Source organism: Mesobacterium pallidum (genome assembly GCF_019966535.1).
Taxonomy (GTDB): domain Bacteria; phylum Pseudomonadota; class Alphaproteobacteria; order Rhodobacterales; family Rhodobacteraceae; genus Mesobacterium; species Mesobacterium pallidum.
In genome coordinates this window covers 157753-174209 of sequence record NZ_JAIMID010000002.1, presented here as the reverse complement: position 1 = coordinate 174209, position 16457 = coordinate 157753, and the positions used below count along the sequence as shown (strand labels likewise).

At 67.5% G+C, this 16457-nt stretch carries 19 protein-coding genes; 13 read left to right on the top strand and 6 right to left on the bottom strand.

Annotated elements, in window-relative coordinates; all coding sequences use genetic code 11:
- The first annotated feature begins 129 nt into the window (after positions 1-129).
- The 6 genes from MF270_RS03600 (at position 130) to MF270_RS03575 (ending at position 5890) form a co-directional block, all read left to right on the top strand.
- On the top strand, positions 130-1077 hold the full coding sequence (locus MF270_RS03600; RefSeq protein ID WP_238364492.1) for an ABC transporter permease: 948 nt from the start codon (positions 130-132) through the stop codon (positions 1075-1077).
- Positions 1074-2954, top strand: coding sequence for a dipeptide/oligopeptide/nickel ABC transporter permease/ATP-binding protein (locus MF270_RS03595; RefSeq protein WP_238364491.1), 1881 nt, complete (start codon positions 1074-1076; stop codon positions 2952-2954). The genes MF270_RS03600 and MF270_RS03595 overlap by 4 nt, the downstream gene beginning before the upstream one ends.
- Positions 2951-3904, top strand: coding sequence for an ABC transporter ATP-binding protein (locus MF270_RS03590; RefSeq protein WP_238364490.1), 954 nt, complete (start codon positions 2951-2953; stop codon positions 3902-3904). Before MF270_RS03595 ends, MF270_RS03590 begins: the two co-directional genes overlap by 4 nt.
- Entirely contained in the window at positions 3879-4643 is a 765-nt protein-coding gene (locus tag MF270_RS03585) for a FadR/GntR family transcriptional regulator (protein ID WP_238364489.1), read from the top strand. The genes MF270_RS03590 and MF270_RS03585 overlap by 26 nt, the downstream gene beginning before the upstream one ends.
- A gap of 171 nt (positions 4644-4814) precedes the next feature.
- Positions 4815-5309 carry a hypothetical protein gene (locus tag MF270_RS03580; protein ID WP_238364488.1) on the top strand — a complete coding sequence of 165 codons (495 nt, stop codon included), beginning with the start codon at positions 4815-4817 and terminating at the stop codon, positions 5307-5309.
- 164 nt (positions 5310-5473) lie between these two features.
- On the top strand, positions 5474-5890 hold the full coding sequence (locus MF270_RS03575) for a PRC-barrel domain-containing protein (RefSeq protein WP_238364487.1): 417 nt from the start codon (positions 5474-5476) through the stop codon (positions 5888-5890).
- Positions 5891-5983: 93 nt separating this feature from the next.
- On the opposite strand, the gene MF270_RS03570 is transcribed toward MF270_RS03575, so the two are convergent.
- From MF270_RS03570 to MF270_RS03555, 4 genes are read right to left on the bottom strand one after another with little or no spacing between them, the layout of a single operon-like run.
- On the bottom strand, positions 5984-7534 hold the full coding sequence (locus MF270_RS03570; RefSeq protein ID WP_238364486.1) for a phospholipase D family protein: 1551 nt from the start codon (positions 7532-7534) through the stop codon (positions 5984-5986).
- Positions 7531-9267, bottom strand: coding sequence for a sensor histidine kinase (locus MF270_RS03565; RefSeq protein ID WP_238364485.1), 1737 nt, complete (start codon positions 9265-9267; stop codon positions 7531-7533). The genes MF270_RS03570 and MF270_RS03565 overlap by 4 nt, the downstream gene beginning before the upstream one ends.
- The gene (locus tag MF270_RS03560) at positions 9267-9860 is read right to left on the bottom strand and encodes an RNA polymerase sigma factor (protein ID WP_238364484.1); all 594 of its coding nucleotides are present in this window, start codon (positions 9858-9860) and stop codon (positions 9267-9269) included. Before MF270_RS03560 ends, MF270_RS03565 begins: the two co-directional genes overlap by 1 nt.
- Complete coding sequence (locus MF270_RS03555) at positions 9860-10030, bottom strand: NepR family anti-sigma factor (protein ID WP_238364483.1); 171 nt, start codon at positions 10028-10030, stop codon at positions 9860-9862. Before MF270_RS03555 ends, MF270_RS03560 begins: the two co-directional genes overlap by 1 nt.
- A 107-nt stretch (positions 10031-10137) precedes the next feature.
- Here MF270_RS03555 and MF270_RS03550 point away from each other — a divergent pair, with 107 nt between their 5' ends.
- Entirely contained in the window at positions 10138-10950 is an 813-nt protein-coding gene (locus tag MF270_RS03550; protein ID WP_238364482.1) for a response regulator, read from the top strand.
- A 116-nt stretch (positions 10951-11066) separates the two neighbouring features.
- Here the strand turns inward: MF270_RS03550 and MF270_RS03545 are convergent, their stop codons facing one another.
- Complete coding sequence (locus MF270_RS03545; protein WP_238364481.1) at positions 11067-11231, bottom strand: DUF1328 domain-containing protein; 165 nt, start codon at positions 11229-11231, stop codon at positions 11067-11069.
- Between the two features lie 163 nt (positions 11232-11394).
- Between MF270_RS03545 and MF270_RS03540 the strand changes: the two genes are divergently transcribed.
- Together MF270_RS03540 and MF270_RS03535 are read left to right on the top strand one after the other, a co-directional pair.
- Positions 11395-11772, top strand: a complete 378-nt coding sequence (locus tag MF270_RS03540; protein ID WP_238364480.1) for an ElaB/YgaM/YqjD family protein — start codon at positions 11395-11397, stop codon at positions 11770-11772.
- A 1-nt stretch (position 11773) separates the two neighbouring features.
- Complete coding sequence (locus tag MF270_RS03535; protein WP_238364479.1) at positions 11774-12172, top strand: hypothetical protein; 399 nt, start codon at positions 11774-11776, stop codon at positions 12170-12172.
- Positions 12173-12206: 34 nt separating this feature from the next.
- On the opposite strand, the gene MF270_RS03530 is transcribed toward MF270_RS03535, so the two are convergent.
- Positions 12207-13037 carry an ABC transporter permease gene (locus MF270_RS03530; protein WP_238364478.1) on the bottom strand — a complete coding sequence of 277 codons (831 nt, stop codon included), beginning with the start codon at positions 13035-13037 and terminating at the stop codon, positions 12207-12209.
- Between the two features lie 181 nt (positions 13038-13218).
- Here MF270_RS03530 and MF270_RS03525 point away from each other — a divergent pair, with 181 nt between their 5' ends.
- Genes MF270_RS03525 through MF270_RS03510 form a run of 4 tightly spaced genes read left to right on the top strand, consistent with a single transcriptional unit; the run spans position 13219 to position 16420 of the window.
- Entirely contained in the window at positions 13219-14214 is a 996-nt protein-coding gene (locus MF270_RS03525; RefSeq protein ID WP_238364477.1) for an ABC transporter substrate-binding protein, read from the top strand.
- 33 nt (positions 14215-14247) lie between these two features.
- On the top strand, positions 14248-15012 hold the full coding sequence (locus MF270_RS03520; protein ID WP_238364476.1) for an ABC transporter permease: 765 nt from the start codon (positions 14248-14250) through the stop codon (positions 15010-15012).
- On the top strand, positions 14994-15701 hold the full coding sequence (locus MF270_RS03515) for an ABC transporter ATP-binding protein (RefSeq protein WP_238364475.1): 708 nt from the start codon (positions 14994-14996) through the stop codon (positions 15699-15701). Before MF270_RS03520 ends, MF270_RS03515 begins: the two co-directional genes overlap by 19 nt.
- A complete protein-coding gene (locus tag MF270_RS03510) occupies positions 15698-16420 on the top strand; it encodes an ATP-binding cassette domain-containing protein (RefSeq protein WP_238364474.1) in 723 nt (240 codons plus the stop codon). The genes MF270_RS03515 and MF270_RS03510 overlap by 4 nt, the downstream gene beginning before the upstream one ends.
- The last annotated feature ends 37 nt before the right edge of the window (positions 16421-16457 follow it).

Here is a 16457-nt window from a genome sequence, read left to right as displayed (position 1 = left end):
GGACCCCCCAAGGTATTTTTGAAACAATGAAGCAGGGGCGTGTCGCGGTCCGGCCGGTCGGGTGATCGGTTGGCGGCGTCCCGGCGGATCTGGGTGTCTTGGGGACATTCCTGGCCAGGAGGGCGCAGAATGGGCTCCTACATACTCAAGCGATTGGTCTCGGCGATCCCGGTGCTTCTGGGGATCACGGTGATCGTGTTCCTGATCATGGCGATGATCCCGGGCGATCCGGCGACGGCGATCCTGGGGTCCTACGCGACGCCGGACAACGTGGAGAAGCTGAACCGCGATCTTGGTTTGGACAAGCCCTTGGTGGCGCGGTATTTCATCTGGCTCGGCAACATGGTGACCGGCGATTTCGGGCGGTCGTTCAGCCTGAACCGGCCGGTGCTGGACGAGATCGTGGAGCGGTTCCAGGCGACGCTGGTGCTGGCGGGGACGGCCTGGGTGCTTTGCGCGGTGCTGGGGATCCTGGCGGGGGTCGTTTCGGCTGCGCGGCAGTATGGCTTTGCCGACAAGGCGATCACCTTCACCGTGCTGGTCGGGATCTCGATCCCGTCGTTCTTCCTGGGCATGATGATGATCCTGCTGTTTGCCGTGAACCTGCGCTGGCTGCCGGTGTCGGGGATGTACGCGATCTATGGCGGGGGGGATCTGCCGGATCTGCTGAGGCACCTGATCATGCCCGCGCTGGCGCTGGCCGCCGTCGCCACGGGCGTGGTGGCGCGGCTGTCACGCTCGGCCATGCTGGAGGTGCTGCGGCAGGATTACATCCGCACCGCCCGGGCCAAGGGGGTGCGCGAGAGCCGCGTGATCATGGGACATGCGCTGCGGGCCGCCATGGTCAGCATCATCCCGGTTCTGGGGATCCAGGCGGGCTTCGTGCTGTCCGGGTCGGTCTTCATCGAGATCGTGTTCCAGTGGCCCGGCGTGGGCCGGATGCTGGTCGATGCCATCCTCAAGCGCGACATCCTGCTGGTGCAGGGGGGCGTCGTCTTTGTCGCCGCCTGCTACGTGCTGTTCAACATCGCGGTGGACGTGGCGCAGAGCCTTCTCGACCCGAGGATCAAGACATGAACTTCCTGGCGCTTCTGTTCCGCAATCGCCTGGCCGCCATGGGCGCGGTCGTGTTGTCGCTGATCTTGGCTCTGGTGCTGATCACGCCGCTGCTGCCGCTGGTCGATCCGGACGTGATCGACACTGGCAACCGGTTCAAGCGGCCGTTTACCGAGGGCGCGCTGCTGGGGACGGACCATCTGGGTCGGGACCTGCTGTCGCGGCTGCTGTGGGGGACGCGGCTGAGCCTGGCCGTCGGGTTTGCCGCCGCTGTCATCGCCGCCGTGATCGGGTCGGCCGTGGGGATCGTCGCGGGCTACTTCGGCGGACGGGTCGACAACGTCATCATGCGCGTGATCGACATGCTGATGGCCTTTCCCTACATCCTGCTGGCGCTGGCCATCGTGGCCGCGCTGGGGCCGGGGCTGATAAATGCGCTGATCGCCGTGGCGGCGGTCAACATCCCGTTCTTTGCCCGCAACATCCGCGGGATCGCCGTGGGGCTGGCGGGGCGCGAGTTCATCGACGCCGCGCGGCTGGCCGGCATGGGCCACATGCGGATCATGCTGACCGAGCTTCTGCCCAACGTGCTGCCCGTGATCATCATCGCCATGTCCACGACGGTGGGCTGGATGATCCTCGAGACGGCCGGGCTGTCGTTCCTGGGGCTGGGGAGCCAGCCGCCGCAGGCCGACCTGGGGTCGATGCTGGGCGAGGCGCGGGCGGCGCTGATCACTGCGCCGCATACGTCCATCGTGCCGGGGGTCATGATCTTTCTCATCGTCATGTCGATCAACCTGCTGGGCGACGGGGTGCGCGATGCGCTCGACCCGCGGCTGAAGTCCGGCGCGCTGAGCCGGCCGATGGCGCGCACGAAGGTGGACCGCAAGGGGCCGATCCCGGCGGGCAGCGATGCGCTGATGGACATCCGCGAGCTGGAAACCCAGTTCCACGTCAAGAAGCGCGTCTACAAGGCCGTCGGCGGCGTCACGCTGTCGGTGCGGCCGGGCGAATGCCTTGGGGTCATTGGCGAATCCGGCTCGGGCAAGTCGGTCACCGCGCTGTCGGTGATGGGGCTGGTCGCCTCGCCTCCGGGTGTCGTGACCGGCGGGGCCGTGCGGCTGAACGGCGAGGACCTGCTGGACATGCCCTTCGAGAAGCTGCGGCAGGCGCGGGGCGACAAGGTGGCCTATATCTTCCAGGACCCGCTGTCGACGCTGCATCCGCTTTACAAGGTCGGCGACCAGCTGGTCGAGGCGATCCGGTCGCATCACAACGTGTCGAACCGCGAGGCGCGGAAGAAGGCGCTGTCGCTGCTGAAGGACGTGCGCATTCCCAACGCCGAAAGCCGGCTGGACAATTACCCGCACGAGATGTCGGGCGGGATGCGGCAGCGCGTCAGCATCGCCATGAGCCTCGCCAATGACCCCGAGGTCATCATCGCGGACGAGCCGACAACCGCGCTCGACGTGACGGTGCAGGCGCAGATCCTGGCACTGCTCGATGACCTGCGGCGGTCGCGCGGGCTGGCGATCATCTTCATCACCCATGATTTCGGCGTGGTGGCGCAGCTCTGCGACCGGGTGGCGGTGATGTACGCCGGCCGGATCGTCGAGGAGGGGCCGACGCAAGAGGTGCTCGACGCCCCCGCGCATCCCTATACCAAGCGGCTCATCGCCTGCGTGCCCGAGCTGGGGCAGGGACGGCGCGAGCTTGCCGCCATCCCCGGCCTGCCGCCCGTGGTCGACAACCTGCCCGAGGGCTGCGCCTTTGCGCCCCGCTGCGACAAGGCGCGGGACGAATGCCGCATGGGCGACGTGGCCCTGCGCGGCGGCGCCCCCCGCGCCGGCGCCCCCCGCGCCGTCCGCTGCCTGTTCCCCGAGGAGGAGATCGCATGACCCTCGCGCTGAAACTCACCGATCTTTCCAAGACCTTCCCACTGCCCAAGACGCTTTTCGGGCCGGAGAAACCGGGGGTGCGGGCGGTGCGGCCGCTGAGCCTTGACGTGCAACAGGGCGAGACGCTGGGCATCGTGGGCGAATCGGGCTGCGGCAAGTCCACGCTGGCGCGGATGCTGGTGGGGCTCTTGGAGCCCACGACCGGGACCATCGAGATCGAGGGCAAGGCGCCCGACACCGGCAACCCGGCCGAGTTCGGCAAGCTGATCCAGTATGTCTTCCAGGACCCGATCAGCAGCCTCAACCCGCGCAAGACCATCCGCCAGATCATGGAGTCGCCGCTGAAACGCCTCTACGGCATGGGGCGGCGGGACCGGGCGCAGCGGATCGCCGACATCTTCGACAGCGTGAACCTGCGCGAGGAATTCCTGGACCGCTACCCGCATGAATTTTCCGGCGGGCAGGCGCAACGGATCGGCATTGCCCGGGCGCTGGCCGCGGCGCCGCGGATCATCATCCTCGATGAGCCGGTGTCTGCGCTGGATGTCTCCGTCCAGGCGCAGGTGCTGAACCTGCTGGCGCGGCTTCGCGCGGAATTCAACCTCACCTATCTCTTCATCAGCCACGACCTCGCCGTGGTCGAAGCGGTGAGCGACCGCATCGTGGTTCTGTACTTTGGCGCCGTGGTCGAGGTCGGGAAGGCGGAAGAAATCTTTGCCAACCCCAAGCATCCCTATACCCACCTGCTGGCCTCGTCCGCGCCGGTGGTCGGTCGGCCCTTGACCGCGCCCGAACAAAAGGGCACCGAACTCCCCGACCCGCTGAACCCGCCGCCGGGCTGCGCCTTTGCCGGGCGCTGTCCGCGGGCCAGCGACATCTGCCACCGCCAGGACCCGCCCCTGGAACGCATGGGAGACGACCAGTTTGCCGCGTGCCACCACCCGCTCTGAGCCCGAGCCGCGCCAGTCCCGTCCCGTCCAGGTCGCCGAGGCGATCAAGGACTGGGTGGTGAGCGAGGGGCTGCGGCCGGGTGACCGGCTGCCGTCCGAACCCGAGCTGATGGAGCGGTTCGGCCGGTCCAAGGGCACGGTGCGCGAGGCGATGCGCGTGCTCGAGGCGCAGGGCCTCATCAAGACGCGCACGGGGCCGGGGGGCGGGAATTTCGTGCACGAGGTCTCGGCCCGCCGGGCCAAGGGTCTCTTGGGGAACTACTTCTACTTCAAGGACCTGTCGGTGCGCGACATCTACCAGCTGCGCACCGCGCTGGAACCGGAACTGGCCGCCAGCCTGGCCGGGCAGTTGCCCGAGACGGTGCTGGAGCAGCTTGCGGGGATCGTCAGCACCTACGACGCGCCCGCCACCACGCTCGAGGAGGAACGCGACCAGCACGTCAACTCGCTGCGCTTCCACGCGGTGCTGGCGCAGCAATCGGGCAATGCGCTCTTGTCCTTCGTCATCGACTTCATGGTCACGATGCTGGCCGACCTGACCGTGATCCGCGAGCTTTACGCGCTGCCGAACCACGAGCTCTGGTCGCGCGGCCGCGACCACCAGCTGCGCCTGATCGACGCCCTGCGCGAGGGACGGTCCGAGGATGCGCGCGCCATCATGCGCTCGCATATGGAGGGCGCCTGGCGCATGATGGCGGACCAGGAAACCGAGATCGCGCGCCGCTTCATGTCGGTATGACGGCCCGGTTCCGCAAAGCCGGACGGAAGTTTTTCAAGCCTTGTCAACGGGTTCCATAAAAAGCTCGGCCGGCGCGAAAATAAATCCCGGAACCAATTGCGCACAGATCCTGTTCACTTTCCACAAGCCACGGCGCACCGGCGTCGTCCGCAAAACCGAAAGGAACGAGACATGAAACGCGCACTTCCCCTTGTCGCTGGCCTCATGATGGCCGCCGCCCCCGTCATCGCCCAGGAGCAGGCTCCGGCCGCCGATGTCGACGTCATCCAAGGCGTCGAGGCCTTCAACTCGATGGATGCCAACCAGCGCTGGACCGAGCTGGAAGCGGGCCTCGAAAGCTCGCTGGGTGCTGCCCTGGCCGAGTATTCCTGGGGCGAGGACATCCGCTACGTGGTCGAGATCGCCGATCTCGAGCTCGAGCAGACGCCGACCTCGGCCGATGCCCCGGCCTGGAACCGCATGGTGGGCTATGTCCACGTCTACACTGCCTCGGGCGCGACGCCGCTGGCCTCGATGCCGATCGGCCTTGCCGCCAAGCCGGGCGCTTACGGCACGGCGCCGGACACCGACGACTATTTCTCGGCCCTGATCGACGCCTTCACCAAGGTCGCGGTCGAAAAGGTCGAGGAATCGGGCGCCGAGTACCAGGAGCTGGAACACAGCTGATCGCGCGTCTCGCCCCCGGGGCAAGACCTGCCCCCCGGTCCCAAGGGCCGGGGGGCTTTCGCGTCGCATTGTGAAGATTTCGGGACATCGGGTGGGAACCGGCACCGCGGATCGTGCGTTCAGGAGTCAAACGCAAGCACGTAAAGGCATAGAAGGATCGACACATGTCTAGGAGAGAGGAGCCGCTGAGGCTGCGCCCCTTGTCGGGCGTGGTCCTTTTCCTGTCGCTGGCACTGGCGCTGGTCGCGGTGGCCCCTGTCCACCCGGTCGCGGCGCAGAGAGCAGCCGAGGTCGAGCGGATCGACGCTGGCCGCAGGGCCCCCAACATCCTGCGCAGCGAACTTGAGGGCGCCCGCGTCTACGATTCGATGGGGCGGCACGTCGGCACGGTGATCGGGGTCAGGACCTCGGGTGACGGGCACCTGGCATCCGCCCGCATGGTCGTGGGCGGTTTTCTTGGGTTTGGCGAAACCGTCGTCACTCTGGATGCCAAGAACCTCGACGTGGTGCGGCTCGCCGATCGGCCGGCGGTGGTCTACGTGCCGATGACGGGGACCGAGCTGGAAGCGCTGGGCCATTAGCCCGGGGCGCGCCCGCCGGACGCGTGATTTTCTCTTGATGACAGTCGATATGACTTCGGGCGGCGCCGGGCGACGGCCGCCGCCCGTTGCGTGTCAGACCATCTCTTCGGGCATGCCGGGGACGGGGGTGCCGGCCTCCTGCACCGCCTTGAGATCGTAGGGTACCAGAAGCCCCCGCCGCTGTTCGGGCGCCAGGTCGCGGTTTTCCATCACCAGCCGTTTCCAGCGCGGCAGGGCGCGGGTCAGCAACAGAACGGCTGGATCGCCGCGTTCCTCGGCCGGCAGCCAGGCGCCCATCACCCGGGCGCGCAGGGCGGCGATCTCGGTGGGGTCGGTCAGCTCGATCCCGGCCTCGGTATCCCAGCGCATCGACCGGCCGTTCAGGTTGGCCGAGGAGACGATGGCGGCGGTCTCGTCGAAGATCGACACCTTGGAATGCAGGTAGACCAGCGGCGCATCGTGGATCTCGGCGCGCTCGACATCGGTGTCCGTGCCGTTCATGCGACGCGGCTGTGCCGGGCTGGCGATCAGGTGCCGCCCCGTGAAGGCGCGGCGCAGCTTGCGCAGGCAATGGGCCTGCAGGTACTCGCCATAGCGCGCGTCAAGTCCGGGGCTTTTCAGAAAGGCCATCGGTTCGGGCGCGGCCGGAAGGACCATGATGACCGACAGGCCCGGTGCCTGCGCCGCCCGTCGCGCAAGGGCCGAGGCGATCTTGCGGTCGCGGAAGAACTGCGTCTCGAGGTAGATCAGACGCTCGGCCCGGGCGATCCGTTCGAGGTGCCGGTCCTGCAGCTCCTGCGCCACGGGGCGCGGCGACATGGACCAGAAATTGCCCTCGGTATGCTTGCGAGACAGGGTGCGCAGCACGCCGGGAGTCTGCGGCGCGGGCCGCTCGCCGCCCACCACCTCGTTCACGCTCGAGACATGCTCGGCCCCGGCGCGGGCAAGCGCCGGATCCTGCACCAGCACCTGCACGTCGTGCCAGGTCTCTTGCGTGGGGCGGTCATGGGCGGGCGTGTCCCAGCGCCGCTCATCGAGGTCGAGCCCGCCGATATACAGCCATTCGCGGTCAAAGACGGCCACCTTCTGGTGATGGCTCGCCGGGTGCAGATCGACCTGGCCGCGCGGGCGTTCCAGGATGCGGCGCAGGCGCGGCCGCTCGGCCATGGAGGTGAAGCGCCGTTCCTCGGGCAGGGCGTCGAGGCCCTGTTTCGCCTTGCGCAGGCGCAGCCGCACAACCGGCTGGAACAGCAGTCGGGGCAGGGCGCCGACCCGCGCCGGGTGCAGGCAGGCGTAAAGGTCGAGCCGGCCGGCGCCGGGCCCCGCCGCCTCGCGCACGCCGCAGAGGATGCGGATGGAATGCCAGCAGATCTCGTGCAGTTCGGGCGCGCCGACGGGGTCGAAATCCGACAGCCAGGCGCGGACCGTCACCCCCTCGCGCAGCTTGTGCTCGACCAGGTCGGCCCAGGTCCGAAGGCCCAGCTTGCGCGCGCCGTCGCTGCGCAGCCTGGTCATCGGATCGAAGATGCGGAAGGCCAGCAGGATTTCTTCGCGGGCGGCCAGGGCCCGGGCCTCGAAGGCCGGGTAGGCCTCGGCCGCCGTGACCAGCACGCGCAGGTCGCGCCCGGTCCTGGTGCCGGTCATGGGACAAAGCTTTCGGGCTTGTCCATCAGCGGAAAGGTCAGCTCGAGCACGTAGAGGTCGGGGCCGTCCGAGATCTCGAGCGTGCCGTCGAGCTGGGTGGCGAAGGCCGACACCAGCTGGCTGCCCAGCCCCGAGCTGGGCGCGATCTCGGCCGCCACGCGGGTGCCCAGCGTGTTCTCGATGCGGAAGTGCGCGGTCTTGCCGTCCTCGGACTGCCGCAGCTGGATCCCGATGCGCGGCTTGGTGCCATCCGCGGGCCGGCCGAGGTATTTCAGCGCGTTGTTCAGAACCTCGGCCGCGATCAGCGACAGCGGCACTGCCTGGTCGGGATATAGGATCACCGGCGCGAAATCGCTGTCGACCGTGACGGTGCCGGCCTCGAGCCCGGCCTGCACGATGCGACTGACATTGGCCTCGAGCAGCTCGTCCGCGCGCACGCGGCCCTGCAACGTGGTCTCGTAAAGGTTGCGGTGCACGGTGGCCAGCGACATCACCCGTTCCTGCACCTCCTTGAGGGCGGTGCGCGCCTCGGGGTTGTCGCGCGACTTGCGGATCTTCATGTTGAGGATCGAGGCGATGAGCTGGAGGTTGTTCTTGACCCGGTGATGGACCTCGCGCAGCAGGGCCTCCTTGTCGCGCAGCACATCCTCCATCTCGGCCTCGTCCTGGATCACGCTTTCCGCGATGCGAATCCAGGTTCCCTCGATCTCGCGCAGCTCGCGCGGGACGAACATGTCATAATTGGGCGACATGACCGCGCGCGAGCGCATGAACATCAGCATCCGGGCGCGCAGGTTGCGCGTGGGGCGGATCACCAGCCGGGCAACGGTGACGTAGGCGACCGCAAGGCTGGCCACCCACATCAGCAGCGGGAACAGCAGCGGCACGGCCAGCCGCAGCGCGCCCTGGCCGATAAAGGTGGTGGCCGGCTGCCAGGACCCCAGCGCGTAGACCAGGCCGGGCACGATGGGCACGACGGCAAAGATGCGTTCCTCGCCCAGCCGGTTGCGGGCGATGAAGGAGGTCTGCGGCTGTCCCACGAACCGGTCGAGCGGATGGCCCGCCGGCAGGCGCAGGTCCGCGCGGTCCAGCCCGTTCTCGGCGCTCAGCACGTCGCCGTCGGCGTTGAAGGTGATGATTTCGAGCGGCCGCTCTTCGGGGTTGCCGTCATAGCGGTAATACAGGCGCTCGACCGGGACCGACAGCAGCACATGGCCGAGGTAATCGGCCGGGCCCGAGGGGCCCGAGACCGGCACGCCCAGCACCACGACCGGCTCACCGCTGACCGTGGGGTTGGGCACCATCATGACATGCGGCCGCGCGCTTTCGGCGATGGCCAGGTAGGCAGGCCGCTGGGACAGGTCCGTTTCCTGCCGGTTCGAGCCGCAGCGGGCGATCCCGTCCGGCTCGACGAAGGAGATGTAGGTGAAGGCGCCGCCCGAGCTGTTGACGACCGAGGCCAGCCGGTCCGAACAGTCGGGCGAGTCGGCCATGTCGGGCATCATCGCGGCGACGGCACGCGCGGCCCCGAAGGCAAAGCGCAGTTGGCTTTCCTCGCCCCCCGCGGCCTCGGAGGTGAGGGCCAGCAGGTCCGAGCGATTGCCGGCGCGGGTTTCGTCGATGAGGGCGGCGGTCTGCCACACGGCGATCAGGCCGAGGGGCAGGAGGGCCACGGCAAGCATCGCCGCGACCCTGAAGGCGAGCCCGTCGCTCGCCCGCCCGGGTCGTGTCATCAAGCCGAGAAACTCCTTGGCACATGGCCGTTGGCGACGACCGCCATGGTGGCCTTGTCGGTCATCTCGAGTGTCTCGTCTTCGCCAAGGTTCATCAGCTCGGTCAGCTTGGCGCGGCCGCGGTTGATGCGGCTCTTGATCGTGCCGACGGCGACGCCGCACATCTCGGCGGCCTCTTCATAGGCAAAGCCGGTCGCGCCCACCAGGATCAGCGCCTCGCGCTGTTCGTCCGGCAACTGGGCAAAGGCCTTTTCAAAGTCGTTCATCGCCAGGCGACCGTCATGGCCGGGCTTTTCCGACAGGCTTTCGGCCATGATGCCGTCCACGTCGGCGACCTCGCGCTTGGCCTTGCGGCGGTGCGAATAGAAGGTGTTGCGCAGGATCGTGAAGAGCCAGGCCCGCATGTTGGTGCCCACCTGGAACTTGTCGATGTTCTTCCACGCTTTCTCGATCGAATCCTGAACGAGGTCGTCCGCCTGGGCGGAGTTCCGGGTCAGCGACATGGCAAAGGCGCGGAGCGAAGGCAAATGGTCAAGGATCTCGTCGCGGGGATCCGCGACGGGGCGATCCGACCCCGAACTGGCGTCGCTCATCAGCTGTTGTCCTCTTGATGCCTTGGCTGCTCACCGTCCATGGCCTTGAGCCGGGACAGCAGGTCCTTGAACCGGTCCGGCACGTCTTCCTCGACCGTGCGCTGGTAGACCTTTCTCAGGTTCTCCTCGATCTGGCTTTCGAGGTTGGTCTTGGCGTTTGTCTTTCCCATACTCTCCTCGCTGGGCTGCCCCCGCGCACTTTTTTTGCTTTGATCGGGAACCTAACGCCACCAGCCTACGTTGGGTTCCAAAGAAAATCACGGAAAGGGCAAAAAATATGTCTGAGCAAGGTCAACCCCTGGGTCTCGCAGAGCAGGTCGGGTCGGTACTTCCCTACCTGCGCCGGTACGCGCGCGCGCTGACGGGCAGCCAGAGATCCGGTGACGCCTTTGCCGCCGCCACGCTCGAGGCGCTGCTGAGCGACAGGTCGATCTTCGACGGGGCCTCGTCGCCCCGGGTGGCGCTGTTCCGCGCCTTCCATGCGATCTGGACCAGCGCCGGCACCCCCGTGGCCGAGGAAGACAGCGAGATCGCCCGCCGGGCCCAGTCGCACATGGCGTCGCTGACGCCGAATTCGCGCGAGGTGCTGCTGATGGCCGTGATCGAGGGCTTCACCCTCGAGGAAGTGGCCGAGGTGATCGACGCCTCGCCGAGCGAAGCGCAGGAGCTGTTGTCGGCCGCGCGCAAGGAAATGGAGAGCAGCGTGACCGGACGTGTCCTGATCATCGAGGACGAGGCGATCATCGCGCTCGACCTGCAAAGCATCGTGGCCGACATGGGCCATGCCATCACCGGCGTCGCCCGGACCCGCGACGGGGCAGTGCAACTGGCCAAGCAGGAAAAGCCCGACCTGATCCTGTCGGACATTCAGTTGGCCGACAATTCGTCGGGCATCGACGCGGTCAACGACATCCTGCGCGATTTCGGCGACATCCCGGTGATCTTCATCACCGCCTTCCCAGAGCGGCTGCTGACCGGCGACCGGCCCGAGCCGGCTTTCGTCATCACCAAGCCCTATTCCGAGGAACAGGTGCAGTCGGCGATCAGCCAGGCGATGTTCTTCTCGTCCACCGAGACGCTGGGCGTCTGAATTTTCCGACGTCAAAATGAAAACGCCCGCGTCTTCGGACGCGGGCGTTTTTCGTTCGTGGTGCCTGTTCGGCTGCCCGGGGTCGGGGAGTGGACCCGCCCCGGCGCCATCCCCCGTCAGACCTTGCGGACCGCGCGGGCGATGATGGTGATCACGAAGAGGATCAGGAAGATGAAGAACAGGATCTGCGCGATCCCGGCGGATGCGCTGGCGATTCCGCCAAATCCGAAGACGGCCGCGATGAGAGCGACCACGAGGAAGGTAAGTGCCCAGCCAAGCATGATATGTTCCTTTCATGTTGCGGCGCCGTCGTGGCGCTGTCATGTTGGAGAAACACGGAAGGGGCGATGGCGGTTCCGGAATTTTCCGGTAATTAATTTTGGAACTCCCGAGCCGCGTGGCGCGTTTCGACAGAGATCGCAACGTATATGACAGGAGGCTGACATGGCCACCGCTCAAGCTCCCGCAAGCGTCAAGGCGAAGGCGTCCAACGGCAAGCCCGAACTCGAAAAGGAAAAAGCCGAGATGGAACAGGACAGCATCGAAAAGCAGCTCGCCACGATCCGCGAGGACATCTCAAAGCTGACCTCGTCGCTGGCCGAACTGGGCCGCGCCCAGGGCACGGCGGCCAAGGAAAACGTCAAGGCCACCGCCGCCGAGCTGCGCGCCAAGGGCGAAGACAATGTCCGCTACGCGCAGGACCAGCTGACCGCCGCCGCCCACCGGGCCGAGACGAGCGTGCGCGAGAATCCCGGCGCGGCCGTGGGCATCGCGGCCGGCATCGGTTTCGTCGTCGGCCTGCTGATGAGCTCCCGCCGCTGACATGTTCGCGACGGTCACACATGCCGCCCGTGATGCCGCCAAGCGGACGGCCTTCGGCTTTGTGTCGCTGCTGTTCCTGGTGATCGGCATCGGGTTCTTCAGCATCGCGGCCTGGGTCGCGATCGTTGCCGCATCCGACGTGCTGACGGCGGCGCTGGTGCTGGGTGCCGCCTATGTCGGGTTGGGGCTGATCTGTGCGGCCGTCGCCGTCAAGCGCACCCGTGTGCCCCTGCACGCCGTCCCGCCCGCCGCGATGACCCATCCGACCTATCCCGCCGGCAACGCGGCCATGGTCGTCGGGATCGCCGAGGCGCTGACTGCCGGCATCGCCGCCGGGCAAAGCACCCGGCAGGCCATGTCCCGGCCCAAGCCGAACGGCGCGGACGACCCCCATCACTAAGCCGAAACCGGGCGCCCCTTGGGGCGCCCGTTTCCTATCCGCGCTTGACCCGCCGGATGGCGCCCCGGTTCGGATCGTATCCCCGCGCCGCCAGCGCGAAGGCCAGCACCGACACCGCCAGAACCACTGCCAGCGAGATCCACGGCACCTTGCCGTAAGCGGCATGGCGCACCAGCTCGACCATGTGGGTGAAGGGGTTCACCTGCGCCACCCAGAACATCGCATCCGCGCCCGCGTCGCGGAACTTCCACAGCGGGTAAAGCGCCGAGCTGAGGAAGAACATCGGGAAGATGACGAAGTTCATCATGCCGGCAAAGTTCTCGATCTGCCGCGTGTAGACGGTGATCAAGAGGCCGATGGCCCCCATCATCAGCCCGCCCAGCACGATGGCCGGCAGGATCGTCAGCGTCCCCCAGCCCGGAAAGAAGATGCCGAAGGCGGCCGCCAACGCAAGGAAGGCATAGATCTGCGCGATGGCCAGCACTGTCGCGCCAAGGATCTTGGCGAACAGCAGGAAGCTGCGGGGCAGGGGGCTGACCAGCATGACGCGCATTACTCCGGCCTCCTTGTCATAGACCATCGACAGGGCCGATTGCATGCACTGGAACAGGATCACGATTCCGATGAGTCCCGGCAGGATGTATTCCTGGTAGGTCGTGTAGGTCTCGTAGGGCGGGATGATCGACACGCCCAGCACGTTGCGAAACCCCGCGGCAAAGATGAACAGCCACAGCGACGGTCGCACGATGGCCGAGATCAGCCGCTCGCGCTGGCGCAGGAACTTGAGCAGCTCCCGTTCCGTGACGGCCCACAGGCCCAGCAGGTAGCCATTCCCGGCGCTGCCCTGTATCGTCGTTGACTGCATGATTTTCCTCCGCTTTGCACAGACGTGCCGGGGCGCTTGGCTTTGGCCAATACGACCAATTGGCGGGGTGCAGCCGACCGGCCGACACGTCACGCTGCAGGTTAGGAGGAATTCGGGCGCGATGCACGTGCTTGAATGCAAGACCGGCGCTGAAGGATGCGCCGACCAGGGAGGAAAGATCATGATCAAGCGACGCAGATTCGCCGCGCTGATGCTGGCGGGCGCCGTGGCGCCCCTGGGCACGCTGGCGCCGGCCAGCGACCTGCCCCAGTTAACCGTGGGCGTGATGCTGACCGGCACCGCCCGCTGGGAGATGGAGGTGATCCAGCAGAACGGCCTCGACGCCAAGCACGGGTTCGAGCTGGTGCTGCGCGATGTGGTGGGCAAGCAGGCCGGCCATGTCTCGCTCATGTCCGGGGACACCGACGTGATTCTGTCGGATTTCGTCTGGGTCGCCAGCCTGCGCGCGAACGGCGAGGCGATGCAGACCGTGCCGCATTCGCTGGCCGTGGGCGGGGTGATGGTGCCTGCGGACTCGGACATCGCCTCGGTCGAGGATCTGAAGGGCAAGACCATCGGCATCGCCGGAGGGCCGCTCGACAAGTCCTGGATCGCGTTGCAGGCCTATTACGGCAAGCTGACGGGGGGCGAGAAGCTGGCCGAGGTGGTCACCGCCAAGTTCGGCGCCCCGCCGCTGATCAACGAGCTGCTCGGCAATGGCGACATCGACGCCGCGCTGAACTTCTGGCACTTCAACGCCCGCGCCAAGGCGGCCGGCAACACCGAGCTGGTCTCGGTCGCGCACATGATGGACGAGATGGGGATCGACCCCAAGCCGCCGCTGCTGTCCTGGGTCTTCCGCGAGGAAACCGCCGAGGCCAAGCCCGAGGCGCTGACCGCCTTCCTCCGGGCCTCCTTCGAGGCCAAGCAGATCCTCAAGTCGGATGACGCCGCCTGGGACGCGATGCGCGAGATCATGGGCGCCAAGGACAGCCAGACACTTTTCGAAACGCTGCGTGACGATTGCCGCGCGGGCATCGTGACCAGCTACGACCAGTCCACCGTCGACGCGGCCGCCAAGGCCTTTGCGCTGATGGCCGAGTACGGCGGCGAGGACCTTGTCGGCGCCTCGGACACGATGGACCAGGGCACCTTCTGGTCGGGCTTCAGCTACTGAGGCCTTCATGACCGCAAGACCCCGGTGGCGCGCATGAGCGCCCGGCCCAAGCCCGGACCGGGCCTGCAGGAGTGGCTGTCCTTGCCGCTCCTGCTGTGTCTTTGGCAATTGGCTGCCCTGGCCGCAGATCACCGCCTGTTCCCGTCGCCCGCCCGCGTCGCCGGGCGGCTATGGGACCTGGCGGGGCGCAGCGTCTTCTGGGACGACCTTGGCCAGACGCTGGGCCGGGCGGCGTTGGCGTTCGTCCTCGCCATGGTGCTGGGCTCGCTGATCGGCGGCGCGCTGGGTCGGTTTCGCGGGGCGGATCGCCTGTTCGGGCCATGGGTCGTCATCGGGCTGAACGTGCCGGCCATCGTGGTCGCCATCGCCTGCTACATCTGGCTGGGTCTCAGCGAGATGGCGCTGGTTCTCGCGGTGGTGATCAACAAGACCCCGCTGGTCGCAACCACCATGCGCGAAGGGGTCCGCGCGCTGGACAACGGCGTCGCGGAACTGGCCCGCGCCTACCGCGTGCCGATGGTCCGCCGGCTGCGCCTGTTCGTGCTGCCGCAGCTCATGCCCTATGCGCTGGCCGCCGCCCGCACCGGCCTGTCGCTGATCTGGAAGATCGTGCTGGTCTTCGAGGTGCTGGGCAGCGACGGCGGGGTGGGCTTTCGCGTCGGCATCTATTTCCAGAACTTCGACATCACCGGGATCCTTGCCTATACGATGGCCTTCATGACGGTGGTGATGGCCTTCGAATACGGCGTGATGCGGGGGCTTGAACGAAAGGTGCTGGGGTGGCGGACGAGGGGCTGAAGATCGATCTTGCGGTCAAGGCGTTCGGCGGCGTGCCCGTGCTGGGCCCGCTGTCGCTGACGCTGGCCCCGGGCGAGGTTCTGGCCGTGCTCGGCCCCTCGGGCGTCGGCAAGTCGACGCTCTTGCGCCTCATCGCCGGGCTCGACCGCGACTACGACGGCATGGTCGCGCTGGACGGCCGCCCGCCCGAGGCGGCGCCGGTGCCCGGCATCGTCTTCCAGGACCCGCGCCTCCTGCCCTGGCTCTCGGCGACCGAGAACATCCGCGCCGTCGCCCCCGAGGTGACGCGCGCCGAGGCCCGCGCCCTGCTGGCCGAGATGGGCCTTGCGGGCGCCGAGGATCGCCTGCCCGGCGCCCTTTCGGGCGGCATGCAGCGCCGCGTGGCGCTGGCGCGCGCGCTCGCCGTCTCGCCGCGCCTACTGCTGCTGGACGAACCCTTCGTCTCTCTCGACCGCCCTTTGGCGCGCGAGCTGCTGGCGCTGGTCGCCCGCATCGTCGCGGATCGCGGCCCATCGGTGGTGCTGGTCACGCATGAACCCGAGGATGCCGCCCGCCTGGCCGACAAGGTCGTGGTGCTGGGCGGCAGCCCCGCCACGATCCGTCGCAAGCTGCGGATCGACCAGCCGCGCGCAGACCGCGACGCGGGGACGATCCGCGCCCTCACCACCGATTTCGGAGCCGAACCATGAGCGTCCTGTCGACCCGTGATCTGCGCAAATCCTACGGCGCGACCGAGGCGTTGCGCGGCGTCTCCTTCGACATCGGCCCCGGGCAATACGTGGGCCTGCTTGGCCCGAACGGCGCGGGCAAGTCGACGCTGTTCCAGCTGATCGCCGGGCTCTTTGCGCCCGATGGCGGTGCTCTCACGCTCTTCGGCGAGTCCCATGGCGCCGCGTCCTCGCAGATCCTGCGCCGCCTCGGCGTGGTCTTCCAGGCCCGCTCGGTCGATCTGGACATGTCGGTCCAGGCAAACCTAAGCTTTCACGGCCGGCTCTTCGGTCTCAGCGGGTCGGACCTTGCCGCCCGCATAGACCAGCTTGCCGCTGATTTCGGCCTGAGCGACATGCTCTCGCGCCCCGTCCGCACCCTCTCGGGCGGCCAGCAGCGCCGGGTCGAGATCGCCCGCGCCCTCATCAACCGCCCCGAGCTCTTGATCATGGACGAACCCTCGGCCGGCCTCGACGCCACCTCCCGCGCCGCGCTCGTCGCCACGATGCATCGCCTTGCCAAGGACAGCGGCACCGCCATCCTCTGGGCCACCCACCTGGTGGACGAGGTGGAAAACGCCGACCGCATCCTGCTGCTGGCCGAGGGCACCCTGCGCGCCGATGGTACCCCGTCCGAAGTCCTCTCCAATACCGGCACCACCTCCCTCCTCGACGCCTACACAGCCCTCAGCCGCGCCTAGGTCTTTCGGACAAGAGAACACCCCACTCCTTCATTGT